Origin of the sequence: Leifsonia sp. NPDC058248 (assembly GCF_042881905.1) — a bacterium.
Classification (GTDB): domain Bacteria; phylum Actinomycetota; class Actinomycetes; order Actinomycetales; family Microbacteriaceae; genus Leifsonia.
In genome coordinates, this window is the sequence record NZ_JBHVXB010000002.1 from 22,364 (window position 1) to 38,453 (window position 16,090).

General features: G+C 70.3%; 11 protein-coding genes. 10 read left to right on the forward strand and 1 reads right to left on the reverse strand.

Features of this window, described 5'->3' with window-relative positions:
- Positions 1-12: 12 nt before the first annotated feature.
- The 3 genes from ACFVV5_RS03225 to ACFVV5_RS03235 are packed head-to-tail and all read left to right on the forward strand — an operon-like array spanning position 13 to position 4,242.
- Complete coding sequence (locus tag ACFVV5_RS03225) at positions 13-2,106, forward strand: acyltransferase family protein (protein ID WP_387238894.1); 2,094 nt, start codon at positions 13-15, stop codon at positions 2,104-2,106.
- A gap of 46 nt (positions 2,107-2,152) precedes the next feature.
- Positions 2,153-2,791: an FMN-binding negative transcriptional regulator gene (locus ACFVV5_RS03230; protein ID WP_387238897.1), complete on the forward strand. Its 639-nt coding sequence runs from the start codon at positions 2,153-2,155 to the stop codon at positions 2,789-2,791.
- Positions 2,788-4,242, forward strand: coding sequence for an amidohydrolase (locus tag ACFVV5_RS03235; protein WP_387238900.1), 1,455 nt, complete (start codon positions 2,788-2,790; stop codon positions 4,240-4,242). Before ACFVV5_RS03230 ends, ACFVV5_RS03235 begins: the two co-directional genes overlap by 4 nt.
- Positions 4,243-4,314: 72 nt before the next feature.
- Here the strand turns inward: ACFVV5_RS03235 and ACFVV5_RS03240 are convergent, their stop codons facing one another.
- Entirely contained in the window at positions 4,315-4,797 is a 483-nt protein-coding gene (locus ACFVV5_RS03240; RefSeq protein WP_387238903.1) for a Dps family protein, read from the reverse strand.
- A 154-nt stretch (positions 4,798-4,951) separates the two neighbouring features.
- On the opposite strand from ACFVV5_RS03240, the gene ACFVV5_RS03245 reads away from it, so the two are divergent.
- The 7 genes from ACFVV5_RS03245 (at position 4,952) to ACFVV5_RS03275 (ending at position 16,061) form a co-directional block, all read left to right on the forward strand.
- A complete protein-coding gene (locus ACFVV5_RS03245) occupies positions 4,952-6,532 on the forward strand; it encodes a multicopper oxidase family protein (RefSeq protein ID WP_387238906.1) in 1,581 nt (526 codons plus the stop codon).
- Positions 6,522-7,910: a sensor histidine kinase gene (locus ACFVV5_RS03250; protein ID WP_387238909.1), complete on the forward strand. Its 1,389-nt coding sequence runs from the start codon at positions 6,522-6,524 to the stop codon at positions 7,908-7,910. Before ACFVV5_RS03245 ends, ACFVV5_RS03250 begins: the two co-directional genes overlap by 11 nt.
- Positions 7,911-7,934: 24 nt before the next feature.
- A complete protein-coding gene (locus tag ACFVV5_RS03255) occupies positions 7,935-8,597 on the forward strand; it encodes a response regulator (RefSeq protein ID WP_387238912.1) in 663 nt (220 codons plus the stop codon).
- 118 nt (positions 8,598-8,715) lie between these two features.
- Positions 8,716-11,277, forward strand: a complete 2,562-nt coding sequence (locus tag ACFVV5_RS03260; protein WP_387238915.1) for an FG-GAP-like repeat-containing protein — start codon at positions 8,716-8,718, stop codon at positions 11,275-11,277.
- A gap of 104 nt (positions 11,278-11,381) precedes the next feature.
- Positions 11,382-12,149 (forward strand): helix-turn-helix transcriptional regulator, encoded by a 768-nt coding sequence (locus tag ACFVV5_RS03265; protein ID WP_387238918.1) that lies wholly within the window; start codon positions 11,382-11,384, stop codon positions 12,147-12,149.
- A gap of 5 nt (positions 12,150-12,154) precedes the next feature.
- Complete coding sequence (locus ACFVV5_RS03270; RefSeq protein ID WP_387238921.1) at positions 12,155-13,099, forward strand: helix-turn-helix transcriptional regulator; 945 nt, start codon at positions 12,155-12,157, stop codon at positions 13,097-13,099.
- Positions 13,100-13,349: 250 nt separating this feature from the next.
- Positions 13,350-16,061 (forward strand): GH25 family lysozyme, encoded by a 2,712-nt coding sequence (locus ACFVV5_RS03275; RefSeq protein WP_387238924.1) that lies wholly within the window; start codon positions 13,350-13,352, stop codon positions 16,059-16,061.
- Positions 16,062-16,090: the final 29 nt, after the last annotated feature.

Consider the following 16,090-nt stretch of genomic DNA (forward strand, 5'->3'; position numbering starts at 1 on the left):
GCCCGCGACGATGTGACCGCTCCCGCCTCGACCGCACGGTTCTCCACGACGCCGGTGAGCGTGGTGGGGGCGTCGGCGGTGCGTCCGGAGATCCAGGCACTTCGTGCCGTCGCCGTGCTCAGCGTGGTGCTGTTCCATGTCTGGCCGCTCCGCTTTCCGGGCGGGTACGTCGGCGTCGACGTCTTCTTCGTCATCTCGGGCTACCTGATCACCGGCCACCTCCTCCGGGAGACGGAGCGGGAGGGCCGGGTGCCTCTCGCGTCCTTCTGGGCGCGCCGCGTGCGCCGGCTGCTTCCGGCGGCAATGCTCGTCCTCGTCGTCTCTGCGGTGATGGTGTTCGCGATCGTCCCGCTCGCGCTTCGGCGGCAATTCCTCACTGAGATCCTGTCGTCCGCGGTGTACGTCGAGAATTGGACGCTCGCGGGCAACGCGGTCGACTACTTCGCCGCGTCGAACGTGCCGTCCCTCTCGCAGCACTATTGGTCCCTGTCCGTGGAGGAGCAGTTCTATCTGATCTGGCCGCTCCTCCTGGGCGCGGCCGCTCTTCTCGCGGTCCGTCTGCGGATCGCACCACGACGCCTCCTCGGCGCGGTGGTCGCCGTCGTGATCGCGGTGAGCCTCGTCTGGTCGATCATCGCGACTCCCGCGTCGCCGGGCGCCTACTTCCTCACCGGCACGCGCGTGTGGGAGTTCGGGCTCGGCGCACTGCTCGCCATCGGCGCCGGTCGTCTCGCCGGCTACGCGGGCATCCGGATGCGCGCCGCGCTCTCCCTGCTGGGAATGCTGGCGATCGCGGTCGCGGTCTTCGGATTCGGAGACGCGACGCCGTTCCCGGGCTATGCCGCGCTCCTTCCCACGGTCGGAACCGCGATCGTGATCTGGGCGGGCAGCCCGCGCGGACGGCTCTCACCGGCGGTGCTCTACCGACTCCGTCCGGTCCAAGCCATCGGCGACATGTCGTACTCCCTCTATCTCTGGCATTGGCCGTTGATCATCGCGGCAGGGTATGCCTTGGCCGGCCCCAGCTCCACCGTCGGCAAGCTCGCACTCGTCGGCATCGCTGTCGGCCTGGCCTGGCTGACCAGGAGATACATCGAGGTTCCCTTCCGCTCGTCCGAGGGGCGGGCGGGATTCTTGGCGCGGAGGCGGCCGCGTCGGTCTCTGCTCGCTGCCGGGGTCGCCATGCTCACGATCACGGTGATCGTCCTCTCCGGCTTCGGCGCGCTCGGCATGAGGGACGCACTGGCGCAGCAGGCGATCGCCCACGCCGGACCGAGTGCCTGCGTCGGAGCGGCTGCTCTGGATCCTGCCCGCACCTGCGACAACACGTCTCTCGGGGAGGTCATCGCGCCCGATCCCGGCTCGATGACCCAGGATCGTGGTCCGGGCTTCGCCTGCAACGCCGCGAGCGGTGCGCCGCTGACGACGTGCCACTTCGGCTCCCGGCGTGCATCCGCGCTCTCGGTCGCCTTGGTGGGGGATTCGCACGCCGCTGCCATCATGCCGGCGATCCTGAGTCAGCTGCCGTCCCTGGGCTGGAGCCTCGACACCTATCTGGGCAGCGGGTGCGTCTGGGGGAACTTCGAGGGAAGCTCCCGCTGCGCGAACCGCGAGAGCCTTCAGAGGATCCTCGAGAGCACCGACTACGACGTGGTGATCGTGACAGCCAGCCGGTATGCGGAGGGGGCAGGCCACCGGCGGCACGCGGCGAGCGCTCCCGATCCGCGGGTCGACGGGTACACGAGGGCGTGGGCGCCCGTCGCCGCCCGAGGCACGAAGATCGTGGTGATCGAGGACAACCCCTCGCCGACCCCGTCCGCTCTCGTCTGCCTCGACGCAGCGACGGATGCGAGCCGAGCGCACGGCTGCACGATGTCCCGCTCGACGGGCTTCCGGCTCAGCGATGCCCCGGCCCGGGCTGCCGCCCGGACGCCGGGGGTCTCGTCGATCGATCTGAGCTCGCGCTACTGCACGCCGACCGAGTGCCCGATGGTCGTCGGCAATGTCGTCGTCTACTACGACCCGACCCACCTGACGGCGACGTACGACCGCACGCTCGGGCCGTACCTCGCCGCGCAACTGCGGCGGGCGATCGCGGAACGCTGACGCCTCCGTGCTGCCGTCGCCCCCGCGCGTGTGGGATTCTTGGTGGATGCGGCAGAATCCGAGTTTCACGCTGGCGGACCCGGCGGAGATCAAGCGGCTCATCCGGGAGAACCCGTGGGCCACCATCGTGAGCCAGACGTCCGAGGGGCTCGTGGCATCGCACTATCCTGTGCTGGTCGACGAGACGCGGGAGGAGCTCTCGATCGTCACGCACGTGGGACGACCGGATGAGCAGCTGCACGAACTCGGAGCGCACGAGATCATCGTGATCTTCCAGGGCCCGCACGGCTACATCTCTCCGGGCTGGTACGACGCCGCACCGGCCGTGCCCACGTGGAACTTCGTCGCCGTGCACCTGAGCGGCGTGCCCGAGATCCTCAGCGTCGAAGAGAACTTCGAGGTGCTCGGCCGGTTGGTCGACCATTTCGAGGGTGTGCTGCCGAACCCGCGCCGCATGGAGGGCACTCCGGTGAACGCCGCGTACGCCCAGCGGATCTCGTCGGGCACTGTCGGCCTGCGCCTCACCCCGACGCGTGTGGTGGCCAAGAGCAAGATGAGCCAGAACAAGCCGGCCGAGACCGTCGACCGCATCGTCTCCGAGCTCGAGGGCGACGGGCCGTACGCCAGCCCGGCTCTGGCGGCCGAGATGCGCCGGGTCCGCGACCGGATGCGCGCCGCTCGATGACGACGGTGCTGCGCGGCGGCCGCATCCCGACCGCCGACGGCACGGTCGATGTCCTGATCGCGCAGGGCCGCATCGCCGAGATCGCCCCCGCGGGCCGGCTGCACGGCGACGAGACGGTGTCGCTCGACGGACGCTGGGTGATCCCGGGACTCTGGGACAACCACGTGCACTTCACGCAGTGGGCGCAGACCGCGCGCCGTCTCGACGTGTCGGGCGCCGCATCCGCTGCCGAGGCCGCAGAGCTCGTGAGCGGGCGCGCGCTGGCGGATGCCGGGAGCGACCCGATCGTCGGCTTCGGCTTCCATGACGCTCTCTGGCCCGACCGGCCCACGCGCGCACTGCTCGACCGCGCGTCAGGGGACCGGCCCGTCGTGCTGATCGCAGGCGACCTGCACTGCTGCTGGCTGAACACCACGGCGGCCCGGATGCTCGCGCCGGCGACCGCCGGCGACCCCGATGCCGCCGTTCTGCGGGAGGACGCGAGTTTCGCCGTCACGATGCAGCTGGCCGCGGCCGACGACGGGACGCTCGACCGCTGGGCCCGCGACGCGGCGAAGGCGGCCGCCGCCCGCGGAGTCGTCGGGATCGTGGACCTGGAGTACGGCTGGAACCTCGACGTCTGGCAGCGGCGGATGCAGGCGGGAGCCGACGAGCTCCGCGTGGAGTTCGGCGTCTACGGCGAGCACCTGGAACGCGCCGCCGCGCTGGGACTGAGGACCGGCTCGGTGATCGAAGGCACGGGCGGACTGCTCACCGTCGGGCCGTACAAGGTCATCACCGACGGCTCGCTGAACACGCGCACGGCGTTCTGCTTCGACCCGTACCCCGACGGCGGTTTCGGCGCCGAGAACCTGTCTTTCGCCGAACTGGTGGCCTCGATGTACTTCGCCGCGTCCCACGGGCTGGAGCCCGCCGTGCACGCCATCGGCGACCACGCGAACCGGCTCGCCCTCGACGCCTTCGCGGAAGTCGGCTGCCGGGGACGCATCGAGCACGCACAGCTGATCACGAACGGCGACATCGCGCGTTTCGCCGAGCTCGGGGTCACGGCCAGCGTGCAGCCGGAGCACGCCATGGACGACCGCGATGTCGCCGACGTGCTCTGGGCGGGACGCACCGGCAGGGCGTTCCCGCTGGCCGCCCTGCAGCGCGCGGGGGTGCGTCTCGCGCTCGGGTCCGACGCGCCGGTGGCGCCGCTCGACCCCTGGGTCGCGTTGGCCGCCGCCGTCGCGCGCTCTCGTGGCGGACGCGAGCCGTGGCATCCGGAGCAGTCGATCTCGCGCCGGGTGGGCCTCGCCGCCTCGGTGCGCAGCCGGGTCGCCGTGGGGGAGCCGGCCGATCTGGCCGTTCTGGAGTACGACCCGTTCGCGTGCACGATCGCCGAACTGCGCCGGATGCCCGTAGCGGCGACGCTGCTCGCCGGCGATTTCACGCACGACGCTCTGCGCTGAGGGCTCTCGCTCGGGGGTCGGAAACGCCGCACGGGCCGCCCCGGAGGACGACCCGTGCGAACAGCGTGAGTGCTACTCGCTGATGTGCGCGAAGAGGAACCAGCGGTCTTTGTCGAGCCCGCGGGCGATCTCGATCGCGACATCCTGGCTGGTCTGGTCGAGCTCCTCGAGCTCCTTCACCGCGGTGTTCACGGCGACGAGGGCGGCGTCGAGCTGGCCGATGACCTCGGCGATCGTGTCCTTCGACTGGCGGAAGCCGGCGGTGAGCTCGCCGGTGGTGGTCTTGGCGGCCACCGTGCCCAGGCGGGCGTCGACCGGGAGGCCGAGGGCCACGATGCGCTCCGCGGCCAGGTCGGCCCACTCCTGCGCGTGGGCGACGATGACGTCGAGCAGCTCATGGACGCCGATGAAGTTGGCGCCGCGCACGTGCCAGTGCGCCTGCTTGCCGTTGACGACGAGGGCGGTGAGGTCGATCACGACCGGGCTGAGGAACTGTGCGACCCCGGCGGCGACGTCCGGGTTGGAAACACTCTGCGATACGGCGATGTCCGTCATGTGGGCGTCCTTTCTCTTGCCTTCCTCAACGCTACGCGGCTGGGGGAATTCCGCAACGAAGCTGAGGCTGCGCTAAGTCGGTGGGGGTAACCCCCGCGCCGGTTCGGATGCCCTCCTGATACCGGGGCGCCGGCGGGATCGCGAGGCTGGACTCATGTCCTCCACCGACCGCACCTCCGCCCTTCGCCGGCCCCGCGCCACGCTGATCAGCGCGGGTCTCGCCGTCGTCGCGGCCGCGTCCGTCGGCATCGGCCTGGCGGGCTGCGGATCCGGCTTCGGCGGCGGCACGATCGACACGGTGGGCAAGGTGGCCTTCGACACCGCGCTCCCGATCCCGCCGCTGGCTGAGCCGACGGTGAATGCAGCGGGGGAGAAGGTCTTCGCGCTCGACGCCCGCACCGGAACCACCGAGTTCCTCCCCGGCACGAAAACTCCGACGTGGGGCTTCGACGGCGCCTACCTCGGCCCGACGATCGTGGCCGATCGCGGCGACCTGGTCCGCATGCACGTCACCAACCACCTCGCCGAGGAGACCACGGTGCACTGGCACGGGATGCACCTGCCGGCGCGCATGGACGGAGGCCCGCACCAGATGGTCTCGCCCGGCGAGGTGTGGGAGCCGCACTGGCGCATCGACCAGCCCGCTGCGACCCTCTGGTACCACCCGCATCTCCACGGCGAGACGGAGCGCCAGGTGCAGCTGGGGATGGCTGGAATGGTCATCCTGAAGGATCCGCTCGAGGCGGCGCTCGACCTGCCCCGGCAGTACGGCGTCGACGACATACCGGTGATCGTTCAGGACAAGCGGTTCGACGGCCAGGGCGCGTTCACCGACGAGGTCAGCGGGTTCATCGGGGCGATCGGGGACACCGTCGTGGTGAACGGCGCCGTCGGCCCATTCCTCGACGTGACCACGGACGTCGTGCGATTGCGTCTCCTCAATGCGTCCCCCGCACGGACGTACGACTTCGGGTTGAGCGACAAGCGCTCCTTCGAGCTGATCGCGACCGACGGGGGACTGCTGCGCGCGCCGGCGCCGCTGACGCACATCCGGTTGTCGCCGGGCGAGCGGGCCGAGGTGCTGGTGCGCGTGGCGCCCGGGGAGCGCGTGACGCTGCGCTCCACACCGCCCGAACTCGGCGTCGACGCCGCGATCGCGGGGATGAACGCGGGCGACGACACCCTCGACATCCTCCAGCTGCGGGGAGCCTCCACGCTGAAGCCGGTTGGCGCGGCGCCGGCGACCCTCGTGCCCATCGACCGCTGGAGGACGTCGCATGCCGAGGTCACGCGCACCTTCCGGCTCGACGGCCACGAGATCAACGGCCGCCAGCTCGAGATGGGACGGATCGACGAGACCGTCGAGGTCGGCTCGCTCGAGCAGTGGGTGGTGACCAACACGATGGACGCTCCGCACAACTTCCACGTGCACGACGTCCAGTTCCAGGTCGCGAGCGTGGCGGGCGCCGCACCGCCGCCCGAGCTGGCCGGCTGGAAGGACACGATCTACCTCCCGCCGCACACCGAGTTCCGACTGCTGATGCGCTTCACCGACTACACCGACCGGAACGTGCCGTACATGTATCACTGCCACCTGCTCACCCACGAAGACCACGGCATGATGGGTCAGTTCGTGGTCGTGAAGCCCGGGCAGCGGGCCGGCACCGTTCCCGAAGACACCACCGCGGCCGGGTCCGGCAGCGGACCCCGACAGGAGAACGACCATGAGCACTGAAACCTCTGCCACGCTGGATGGCGTGACGAGCATCCAGCACATCCCGGCCCGCGCCGGCAGCAACTACGGCTCGCTCTGGCGGGGCGTGCCCCGTGAGCTCGGCTTCCTGGTGCTGACGATGCCCATAGCGATCGTCGGGCTCTCCGTTCTGCAGTCCCTGTTCTGGACGGGCGTCGGCACGATCGTCATCTACGTCGGGTTGTTCATCCTGATCGGCGCGTTCTACACCGCGCGCGGCTTCGGAACGCTGGAGCTGGTGCGGCTGCGCTGGGCCGGACGACCGTCGATCACCCGCCCGCAGTGGGAGGCGGCCGACAAGCCGCGTACGTTCTGGCGCGCCGCCTTCGGGCCGTTCATCAACGGGCACTATTGGCTCTACCTGCTGCACACGATGATCGTGAACCCCATCGTCAGCATCGTGTCGTGGTCGATCACGATCGCGTGGACGGCGACCGCGCTCGGCGGCCTCACCGGCTGGATCTGGGACCGCTTCATCCCGCAGCAGGGGCAGAGCGTGTTCTTGTCGAAGGTGATCGTGGATTGGGCGTTCAACACGCAGTCGACGTTCGATCCGGTGGTCGGCGATCAGGTCCTCTACATCATCCTCGGCATGCTCTTCGCAGCCACCCTCCCGTTCGTCACGCGCGGCCTCACCCTGATGCACCAGGCGATCGCGGCCGGGATGCTCGGAGCGTGGCGTTCCGAGGCGCTGCAGCGCGAGGTGGCCGACCTGTCCGCCTCGCGGGGTGCGGCCGTCGTCGCAGAAGACCAGGCGCTGCGCCGTCTCGAGCGCGACCTGCACGACGGACCTCAGCAGCGGCTGATCCGGCTGCAGATGGACATCGCCAGCGCCGAGCGCAAACTCGACGCCGACCCGGACGGCGCCCGCGCCATCCTCGCCGAAGCCGGTCAGCAGGCCCGCGACACCCTCGAGGAGCTCCGCGCCCTGTCCCGGGGCTTCGCCCCGCCCATCCTGCAGGACCGCGGTCTCGTCTCCGCGGTCGAGAGCCTGGCGGCGCGCAGCCCGATCCCGATCACGCTCGAGACCGACATCGCGGCGGGCACCCGGTTCTCGCCGGAGTTGGAGCGGAGCGTCTACTTCGTCGCGGCCGAGCTGGCGAGCAATCTGGCCAAACACTCCGAGGCGACGGCCGCGCGGCTGTTCCTCGACCTCCGCACCGACCCGCAGACCGGAGTCGCCTGGCTCGACGTGTGGCTCACCGACAACGGGCGGGGCGGGGCGTCGCTGGTCGACGGCCACGGCCTGCGCGGTCTCGACGAACGGGTGCGCGGGCTCCGCGGTGAGCTCGTGGTCGACAGCCCGGAGGGCGGTCCGACGCGAGTGGGGGCGCGTATCCCGGTGCCGCCGGCAGGCTGACGACCCCGGCCCTAGGCTGGAGGGGTGCCAGCGAGTGACCCCTCCCGCCTCCGCGTCGTCGTCGCCGACGATTCCGTCCTCCTGCGCGAGGGACTGATCCGGCTGTTCGACGAGGCCGGTTTCGACACGGTCGGCGCCTTCGGCGACGCGGACAGTCTCCTCGCGGAGATCGGCGAGCTGGCGCCCGATGTGGCGGTGCTCGATGTGCGGATGCCGCCGACGTACCGGGACGAGGGGGTCCGCGCGGCGATACGAGTGCGCTCCGAGCATCCGGACACTGCCGTTCTGCTGCTCAGCCAGTACGTCGAGGGGACGTACGCCCAGGAGCTGCTCTCGGCGGGGAGTGGGAGCACCGGCTACCTGCTGAAAGACCGGATCGCGTCGCTCGACGAGCTGAAGGATGCGATCACCCGCGTCGCCGACGGAGGCACGGTCCTCGACCCGCAGGTGGTGCGCGAGCTGCTCGTGCGCCGCACCGATCCGCTGGGGGCGCTCACGCCGCGCGAGACGGAGGTGCTGCAATTGATGGCCGAGGGCCGCACCAACGCCGGCATCGCGCAGCGCCTGGTCATCGGCGTCGGCGCGGTGGAGAAGAACGTGACGTCGATCTTCCAGAAGCTCGGGCTGGAGGACTCGGGCGACGACCACCGCCGGGTGCTCGCCGTCCTGGCGTTCTTGCAGCGGTAGACAGTCCGGTACGAAAATCGGAGCGTTTCCGCCGGGACGGGGTTAGGCTGCCAGCACGCCCACCGACCACCGACCAGCGAAGGGGCGCAATGCCCTCCACCCAGTCCGGGGGATCGCTTTGAGCATCCTCAACCGTTCGCTCACGGCCATGACCGTGACCATCGCCTTGCTCGCCACCGGCACTCTCGCGGCCGTGGCGGAGACACCGGCCCCGACGCCGACGCCGTCGGCCGCGGCGCCGTCGGCCCCGGTGGCGACGGACGGCCAGCCGACCCTGCAGCAGATGAACGCCGCGCGCAACCACACGATGGGATCGACCATCGCGGGCGCCGACCCCGGCCTGTCGTCCGCCTCGGGGTCGCGCCTGCTGGCCCAGGCGGCGGGCCAGCCGTCGGGCGTGCAGGGGCTCGACGTGAGCGGCTGGCAGGTCCTCGGCATGGCCGACTGGACCCGGGTCTGGGCCAACGGAGGACGATTCGCTTATGTGAAGGCCACCGAGAGCACCGACTTCACCAGCAGCCAGTTCAGCGAGCAGTACACGGACTCGTACCGAGCCGGTCTCGTGCGCGGTGCGTACCATTTCGCGACGCCGAACACGTCGTCCGGCGCCGCGCAGGCGAACTTCTTCGTCGACCACGGCGGGCACTGGATCAACGACGGCCGCACCCTCCCGCCGCTGCTCGACATCGAGTACAACCCCTACGGCGCGACCTGCTACGGGTTGAGCGCCGCCCAGATGGTCTCCTGGATCCGGGACTTCTCGAACACCGTCCGGGCCCGCGTGGGACGACTTCCCGCGATCTACTCGACCACCGACTGGTGGACGCGCTGCACGGGCAACAACGGCGGCTTCGGCGCGAACCCGCTCGTCATCGCCCGCTACCCGAACGACATCGCGTCGGGCGCAGGCACCCTCCCGGCGGGCTGGAGCCGCTACACGATGTGGCAGTGGAACAACCACGGCGTGTACCCGGGCGACCAGGACGTCTTCAACGGCAACGTCGCCCAGCTGCTCGCGCTCACCCGCAGCGGATCGACGGCGATCGCGCTCGACTCGCCGATCGTCGGCGTCGGGGACCTCAACGGCGACGGCAAGCGCGACCTGATCGCGCGCCGCGGCGACGGGTCGCTCTGGTGCTATGCCGGCAACGGCAAGGCGGGGACGCAGAACGCGGGCATGGCTTCCGGCGTCCGGATCGGACTCGGCTGGAACGCCTTCGACGCGCTGATCGGCGTCGGCGACTACAACCACGACGGCAAGCCCGACCTCCTCGGTCGTCAGCCGGACGGCTCGCTCTGGTTCTATCCGGGAACAGGCGTCATCAACTCGACATCGTCCGGCTTCGGCGCGGGCGTCAAGATCGACACCGGCTGGAACGCGTACGCGCAGCTCACCGCACCGGGCGATCTGGACGGCGACGGCCGACCGGACCTCCTCGCCCGCAAACCGGACGGGACGCTGTGGTTCTTCGGAGGTACCGGCACAGTCGAGGCGTCGAACACCGGCCACAAGCCGGGCGTGCAGATCGGCTCCGGCTGGCAGGTGTTCACGCAGGTCCTCGGGATCGGCGACCAGAACAAGGACGGCATCCCGGACCTGGCCGGCTTCCGCAACGACGGCACGGTCTGGGTCTATGCCGGAACCGGCGGAGCATCCGGAAGCTGGTTCAAAGCGGGCCAGCGGATGACCATCGCGGGCCTCAGCGACAGCGACACCCTCACCGCTCCCGGTGACGTCAGCGGCGACGGCCTTCCCGACCTGTACGCACGCGCGTTCGACGGCACGCTGAAGTTCATCCCGGGGTACCCGCTCGGCAACAGCGGCCTGCAGGCGGCGGTCTCGGCGGGCACCGGATGGACGACCGACACGGTGGCGCTGGACATCGGAGACGCGAACAAGGACGGCAAGCCCGACGTCGTCACGCGTCGCACCGATGGCACACTGTGGCTACGCCCGGGCACCCGGGTGGGCGCGGCGCTCTATGGCACGCCCACGAGGATCGGCATCGGCTGGAACTCCTTCGCCGCGCTGGCCGCACCGGGCGACCTCAACGGCGACGGCGCCCCCGACGTGCTCGGCCTGACAGCGGACGGATCGATCTGGTTCTACCCGGGGGCGACCTCGTCGGGAGGCGCGTTCAGCCTCCGGGCGGGCGTAAAGGTCGGAGTGGGATGGCCGAAGGGCGGCCGCCTCCTCGCCGGCGACTTCAACGGTGACGGGCGTGCCGACCTGCTCAGTGTCGGGACGGACGGCCGGGTCTGGTTCAGCACCGGACGAGCGCCGGTGGCGGGAAAGCCGGTGCTCGGCAGCGCAGTGCTGATCGGCGTCGGGTGGAACATCTTCAACGCGATCGTGAGCCCCAGTGACCTCGACGGGGACAAGCGGCCCGACCTGGTCGCACGCAGACCGGACGGGACGCTGTGGTTCTACCACGGGATCGGAGCGCTCAGCTCGGGCGGCGTCGGCTTCAAGGCCGCCCTCCGCATCGGCACCGGCTGGGGCATTTTCCGCTCGCTTCTCGGCGCCCATGACACCAATGCGGACGGCCGCATGGACGTTCTCGGCGTGCGACCGGACGGATCCGCCTGGTATTACGCCGGCAACGGTCTCACCGGTGACCTGCTGTTCGCCTACTCGTCTGCGCTGCGCGTCGGCACCGGATGGAGCGTCTTCCAGTAAGGGTCTGCTCGACGACACGCCGGGGGACTGCCTGCCCTGGCAGTTCCCATCGTGTGGTTGTACGGTGCGAGAGGCGGAACGACACAGCTTCGAGGGAGGCGTCGATGCGGCTCCTGAGCGAGTGGGATCTCGACGAGTCCGGCACGCCCGCGTCTCCCGTTCTCGCGCCGGAGCAGGCGGATGACCGTTTCCGCTTCGTGGAGGTCGATTCGGCGGAGGCGGCGGGGGACGACTGCCTGACGCTGTTCCGCGCGCACGACGGCGGCGGGCGAGCAGCGCCGCTGATCGCGCTGAGCGTCGACCGTGCCGAGTTCTCCCGGGCGGCTCTCATGCTCACCGGAAGCGAGCCCGTGACGCTGCCCACCCGGTCTGCTGCTCCGCGGAGCGCCGAGCTGCAGGCGTACTGGGTGGCGGTGTGCCGGCATGTCTATCACGACATCAGCCAGAACCGCGAGGCCTTCGCGAATCCGTTGGTGCGCGACAGCGCCTTCCGCACGCTGGTGTCGGCCGCGGTCGCCGCCTTCCAGCTCCAGGATGCGCGTGCGGCGACACTGCCGCGCAGCATCCGGCGCGCCACCGCGTTCATGGACGCGAACGCCGGATCGAGTCTGTCGGTCGACGATGTGGCACGCGAGGCGAGGATGTCCCTGCGCGGACTCCAGTACGCGTTCCGGCGCGAGCTCGGCATGACCCCGATGGCCTACCTGCGCAAGGTGCGCCTGCAGCGTGCCCGCGCGGATCTGGTGCGGGGAGACCGCGGCGAGACGGTCGGCGCGATCGCGAAGCGGTGGGGTTACGCGAATGCGGCACGGTTCGCGGCCGCATACCGTCAGGCGTTCGGCGAGCCGCCCGGGGCGACGCTGCGGAGCTGAAGACGATGCCCGACGCTGTTCATCATCACGCGGTCGAGACGGACGACATCGACGTCGCCCGGGAGATCCTGCGCGCGACCTACGGAAGCGCCGAGCTCGCATCGGGCGCGCTCGCCGGTTTCCGTTACCTCGAGGAGACCCACGGCGACGAGCACGTGCTCATCAGCCGCCTCGGATTCGCCGGGGAGGTCCAGACGCTCGCCGACGTCCAGTACATCACCATCGCATCCGCCGTCAGCGGCTATCTCTGGGAGGTGGGCGACGAGCGCGGGGCATTGGCCGACCAGCCCGCGCTCTTCCAGTTCGGGCATCCGATCGGCGCCCGGATCGACGACTGCGTGATCGACGTCGTCAATTTCGACCGCGCCTCGCTGGCGGCGACCGCCCGGCGTCTGTACGTCGACGACACGATCCGGCTCGACTTCGACTCGCCGCTTCCGGCTTCGCCCACCGACGCACGACGATGGATGGCCGCTCAATCGTTCGCGCGCGACGTCGCGGTGTCCGCCGCGTACGACAGTCCGCTGGTCCGCGCCTCGCTGAACCGCGGGCTCGCCGTCGCCGCGCTGGAGGGATTCCGCCTCGCCGGCGACCGGGTGCAGCGGTCGGCGTCGTTCCGGGCGCAGCGACGCGCGTTCACGCTCGGCTCACGTTTTCTGGAAGACAACGCGTCGCTGCCGATCACGGTCGACGACGCGGCTCAGCACGCCGGGGTGTCGACGCACCAGCTGGTGACCGCCTTCCTGGCGCTCGGATCGCTGTCGCCAGCCGCTTTCCTGCAGCGCGTGCGACTGGCGGCGGCGCACCAGGATCTGACCGCGGCCGATTCCACCCGGGGCGACACCGTCGGTGCGATCGCGACGCGCTGGGGCTTCGCGCACGCCGGGAGCTTCGCCCGCCGCTATCGTGAGCACTACGGAGTGAGTCCGCGCTGGACGCTGGAGCGGTGAGCAGCGCGACCGGTGCCGCGCATGAGCATCCGGGTTGCGGAAGCCCCCGAACGGGTAGGTTCCATCTCGGGCGGTATGCCCTTAAGCTTCCACCGAAGCGTTAAGCTTCGAACCGTCCGCTTTCGACCGACCTCGACAGTGGGCATCCGACCCTGGTCCCGCACCACTTACTTGTAATCCCGCTCGTCGACGGTGGACACCGTTGCGTTCTTTCCCGAGGGATCCGTCCACACGCTGAGGAGCCCGTCCGATGCCCACCGTTTCCCGTCTCGCCCTCACGGCAGCAGTCGCTGCCGCGATGGTCGCCGGGTCCGTTCTCGCCGGACCCGCGCTCCAGCCTGCGTCCGCCGAGGTCGCAGCACCGGATGCCGCGCCCACGTCGACCCCGACCTCGGTCTCGACCCCGAGCTCCAGCCCGAGCTCGAGCCGGACGACCGCGCCGGCTCCGGCGCCCACCGCGGCTCCAGCGCCGGCCCCGACGCCGTCGGCCACCGCCGCCGCGACCGCTGTACCGGTGGCGGCCGATCCGACGCTCGCCGAGATGAACGCCGCCCGCAACCACACCATGGGATCGACCATCCCGCGCGACCAGGCTCCGGTGGGAGCGAAGTCGCTCTTCCAGGCGCAGGCCGCCGCCCAGCCCGGCGGAGTGCAGGGTCTCGACGTCAGCGGCTGGCAGGTGCTCACCCTGGCCAACTGGCGGACGATCTACGCCAACGGCGCACGGTTCGTCTACACGAAGGCGACCGAGAGCACCGACTACCGCAGCAGCCAGTTCGGCGAGCAGTACGCCGACTCCTACGCCGCCGGCCTCGCGCACGGCGCCTACCACTTCGCAGCGCCCAACACCTCGTCGGGCGCTACCCAGGCCAACTTCTTCGTCAGCAACGGCGGAGGCTGGAGCAATGACGGCCGCACGCTCCCGCCCCTGCTCGACATCGAATACAACCCGTACGGCGCCACCTGCTACGGACTGAGTGCGGCGCAGATGGTGTCGTGGATCCGCGACTTCTCCAACACCGTCGTCGCCCGCACGGGTCGGCTCCCCGCCATCTACTCGACGACCGACTGGTGGACCCGCTGCACCGGCAACACCGCGAGCTTCGGTGCGAACCCGCTCTTCATCGCCCGCTACCCGAGCAGCATCTCGTCGGGCGCCGGCACCCTGCCGGCGGGCTGGAGCCGCTACACGATGTGGCAGTACGCTGACGCGGGCATCTTCCCGGGCGACCAGGACGTCTTCAACGGCACGCAGGCCCAGCTCACCGCGTATGCGCGTGGCACGGTGACCGGCGGCACCCCGGTGCCTCCCGTCCCCGTCGTCACGCCGCTGAAGGTGCCGGTCGTCGGCGTCGGCGACCTCAACCGAGACGGCCGTCCCGACCTGATCGGGCGCAAGCCGGACGGCACGCTGTGGTTCTACGGCGGCTCCGCTCCGAGCACCGCAGGCGCCACGCCCGGCTACACTCCGGGCATCCAGATCGGCTCGGGCTGGAACATCTTCGACACGATCCTCGGGCCCGGTGACATCAACGGCGATGGAAATCCCGACCTGGTCGCCCGCAGGCCCGACGGGTCCCTCTGGCGCTACGCCTCGACCAACGCCGCGAGCAGCTCGCCGACGTTCGCGGGTGGCGCGCAGATCGGCAGCGGCTGGAACGTTTTCACCGACGTCTTCTCAGCCGGCGATCTCAACGGCGACGGCAAGACCGATCTGATCGGGCGCACACCCGCCGGCGTCCTGTTCCTCTACGCGGGCACAGGAAGTGGCAGGTTCGCATCCGGCATTCAGATCAGCACCGGCTGGAACGTCTTTCAGCAGGTGCTCTCGGTGGGCGACCTCAACGGCGACAAGAGGCCCGACCTGGTCGGGCTGCGTTCGGACGGCAGCATCTCGTACTACGCGAACGCGCACACGACCGCCGCCTCCGGGTGGTTCGTACCGGGTCGCGTGCTGAGCGTGTCCGGCGTCGCGGCAACGTCGACCCTCGCCTCGGCGGGCGACCTGAACGGCGACACCGTCCCCGATCTGGTGTCCCGCTCCGCCGACGGCGTCCTGACATTCATCGCCGGTTCGCCCGTCAAAGAGGTCGGCTACTCGTCCTCGCTGGCGACCCCTGGCGGATGGAATGCGAATACCGCAGAATTCGCGTATGGCGACTACAACGGCGACGGCAAGCAGGATGTTCTGGCCATTCGCGCCGACGGAACGCTGTGGCTCTACCCCGGCCTCGGCTCCAGAACGTCAACCGGTGCCGTCTACGGTTCGGCGATCAAGATCGGGAACGGCTGGAACGTCTTCTCCCGGCTGATCGCGCCGGGCGACTTCAACGGCGACCGCAAACCGGATCTGCTGGGCATGCGTGCCGACGGAACCCTCTGGCTGTACGCGGGCCGGGGGAGCGGCACGACCGCCGGCTTCGTGGCCGGAGTCCAGATCGGGCACGGCTGGAACGTCTACAACGCGGTCCTCGGAGCCGGCGATTTCAACGGCGACGGCAAGGCGGACCTTCTCGGTCGGCGAGCTGACGGATCGCTTTGGTACTACGCAGGCACCGGTGTCGCCAACGCGACGAACGAGGGCTATCTGCGTGCCGTGCAGCTCGGCGGGGGCTGGCAGGCCTACGACCGGATCATCGCGGCAGGGGACGCGAACGGCGACGGCAAGCGCGACATCCTCGCTCGCAAGCCCGACGGCTCGCTCGTCTTCTTCGCCGGAACCGGCAAGCCCGGAGCCACCAGTCCCGGCTACGCGCCCGGCACGCAGATCGGCCAGGGGTGGAGCAAGTTCCAGACGATCGTCGCCGGCCAGGACGCGAACGGCGACCGCATCCCCGACCTGGTCGGCATCCGTGCCGACGGCTCGGCGCTGCTCTACCCCGGCACCGGCACGACGGGAAACAGCACCGGATCCTTCACCGCAACGGTCGCGATCGGCATCGGCTGGCAGATCTTCAAGTGACGCCCGTGCAGCGCCCGTGCCCGTGCCCG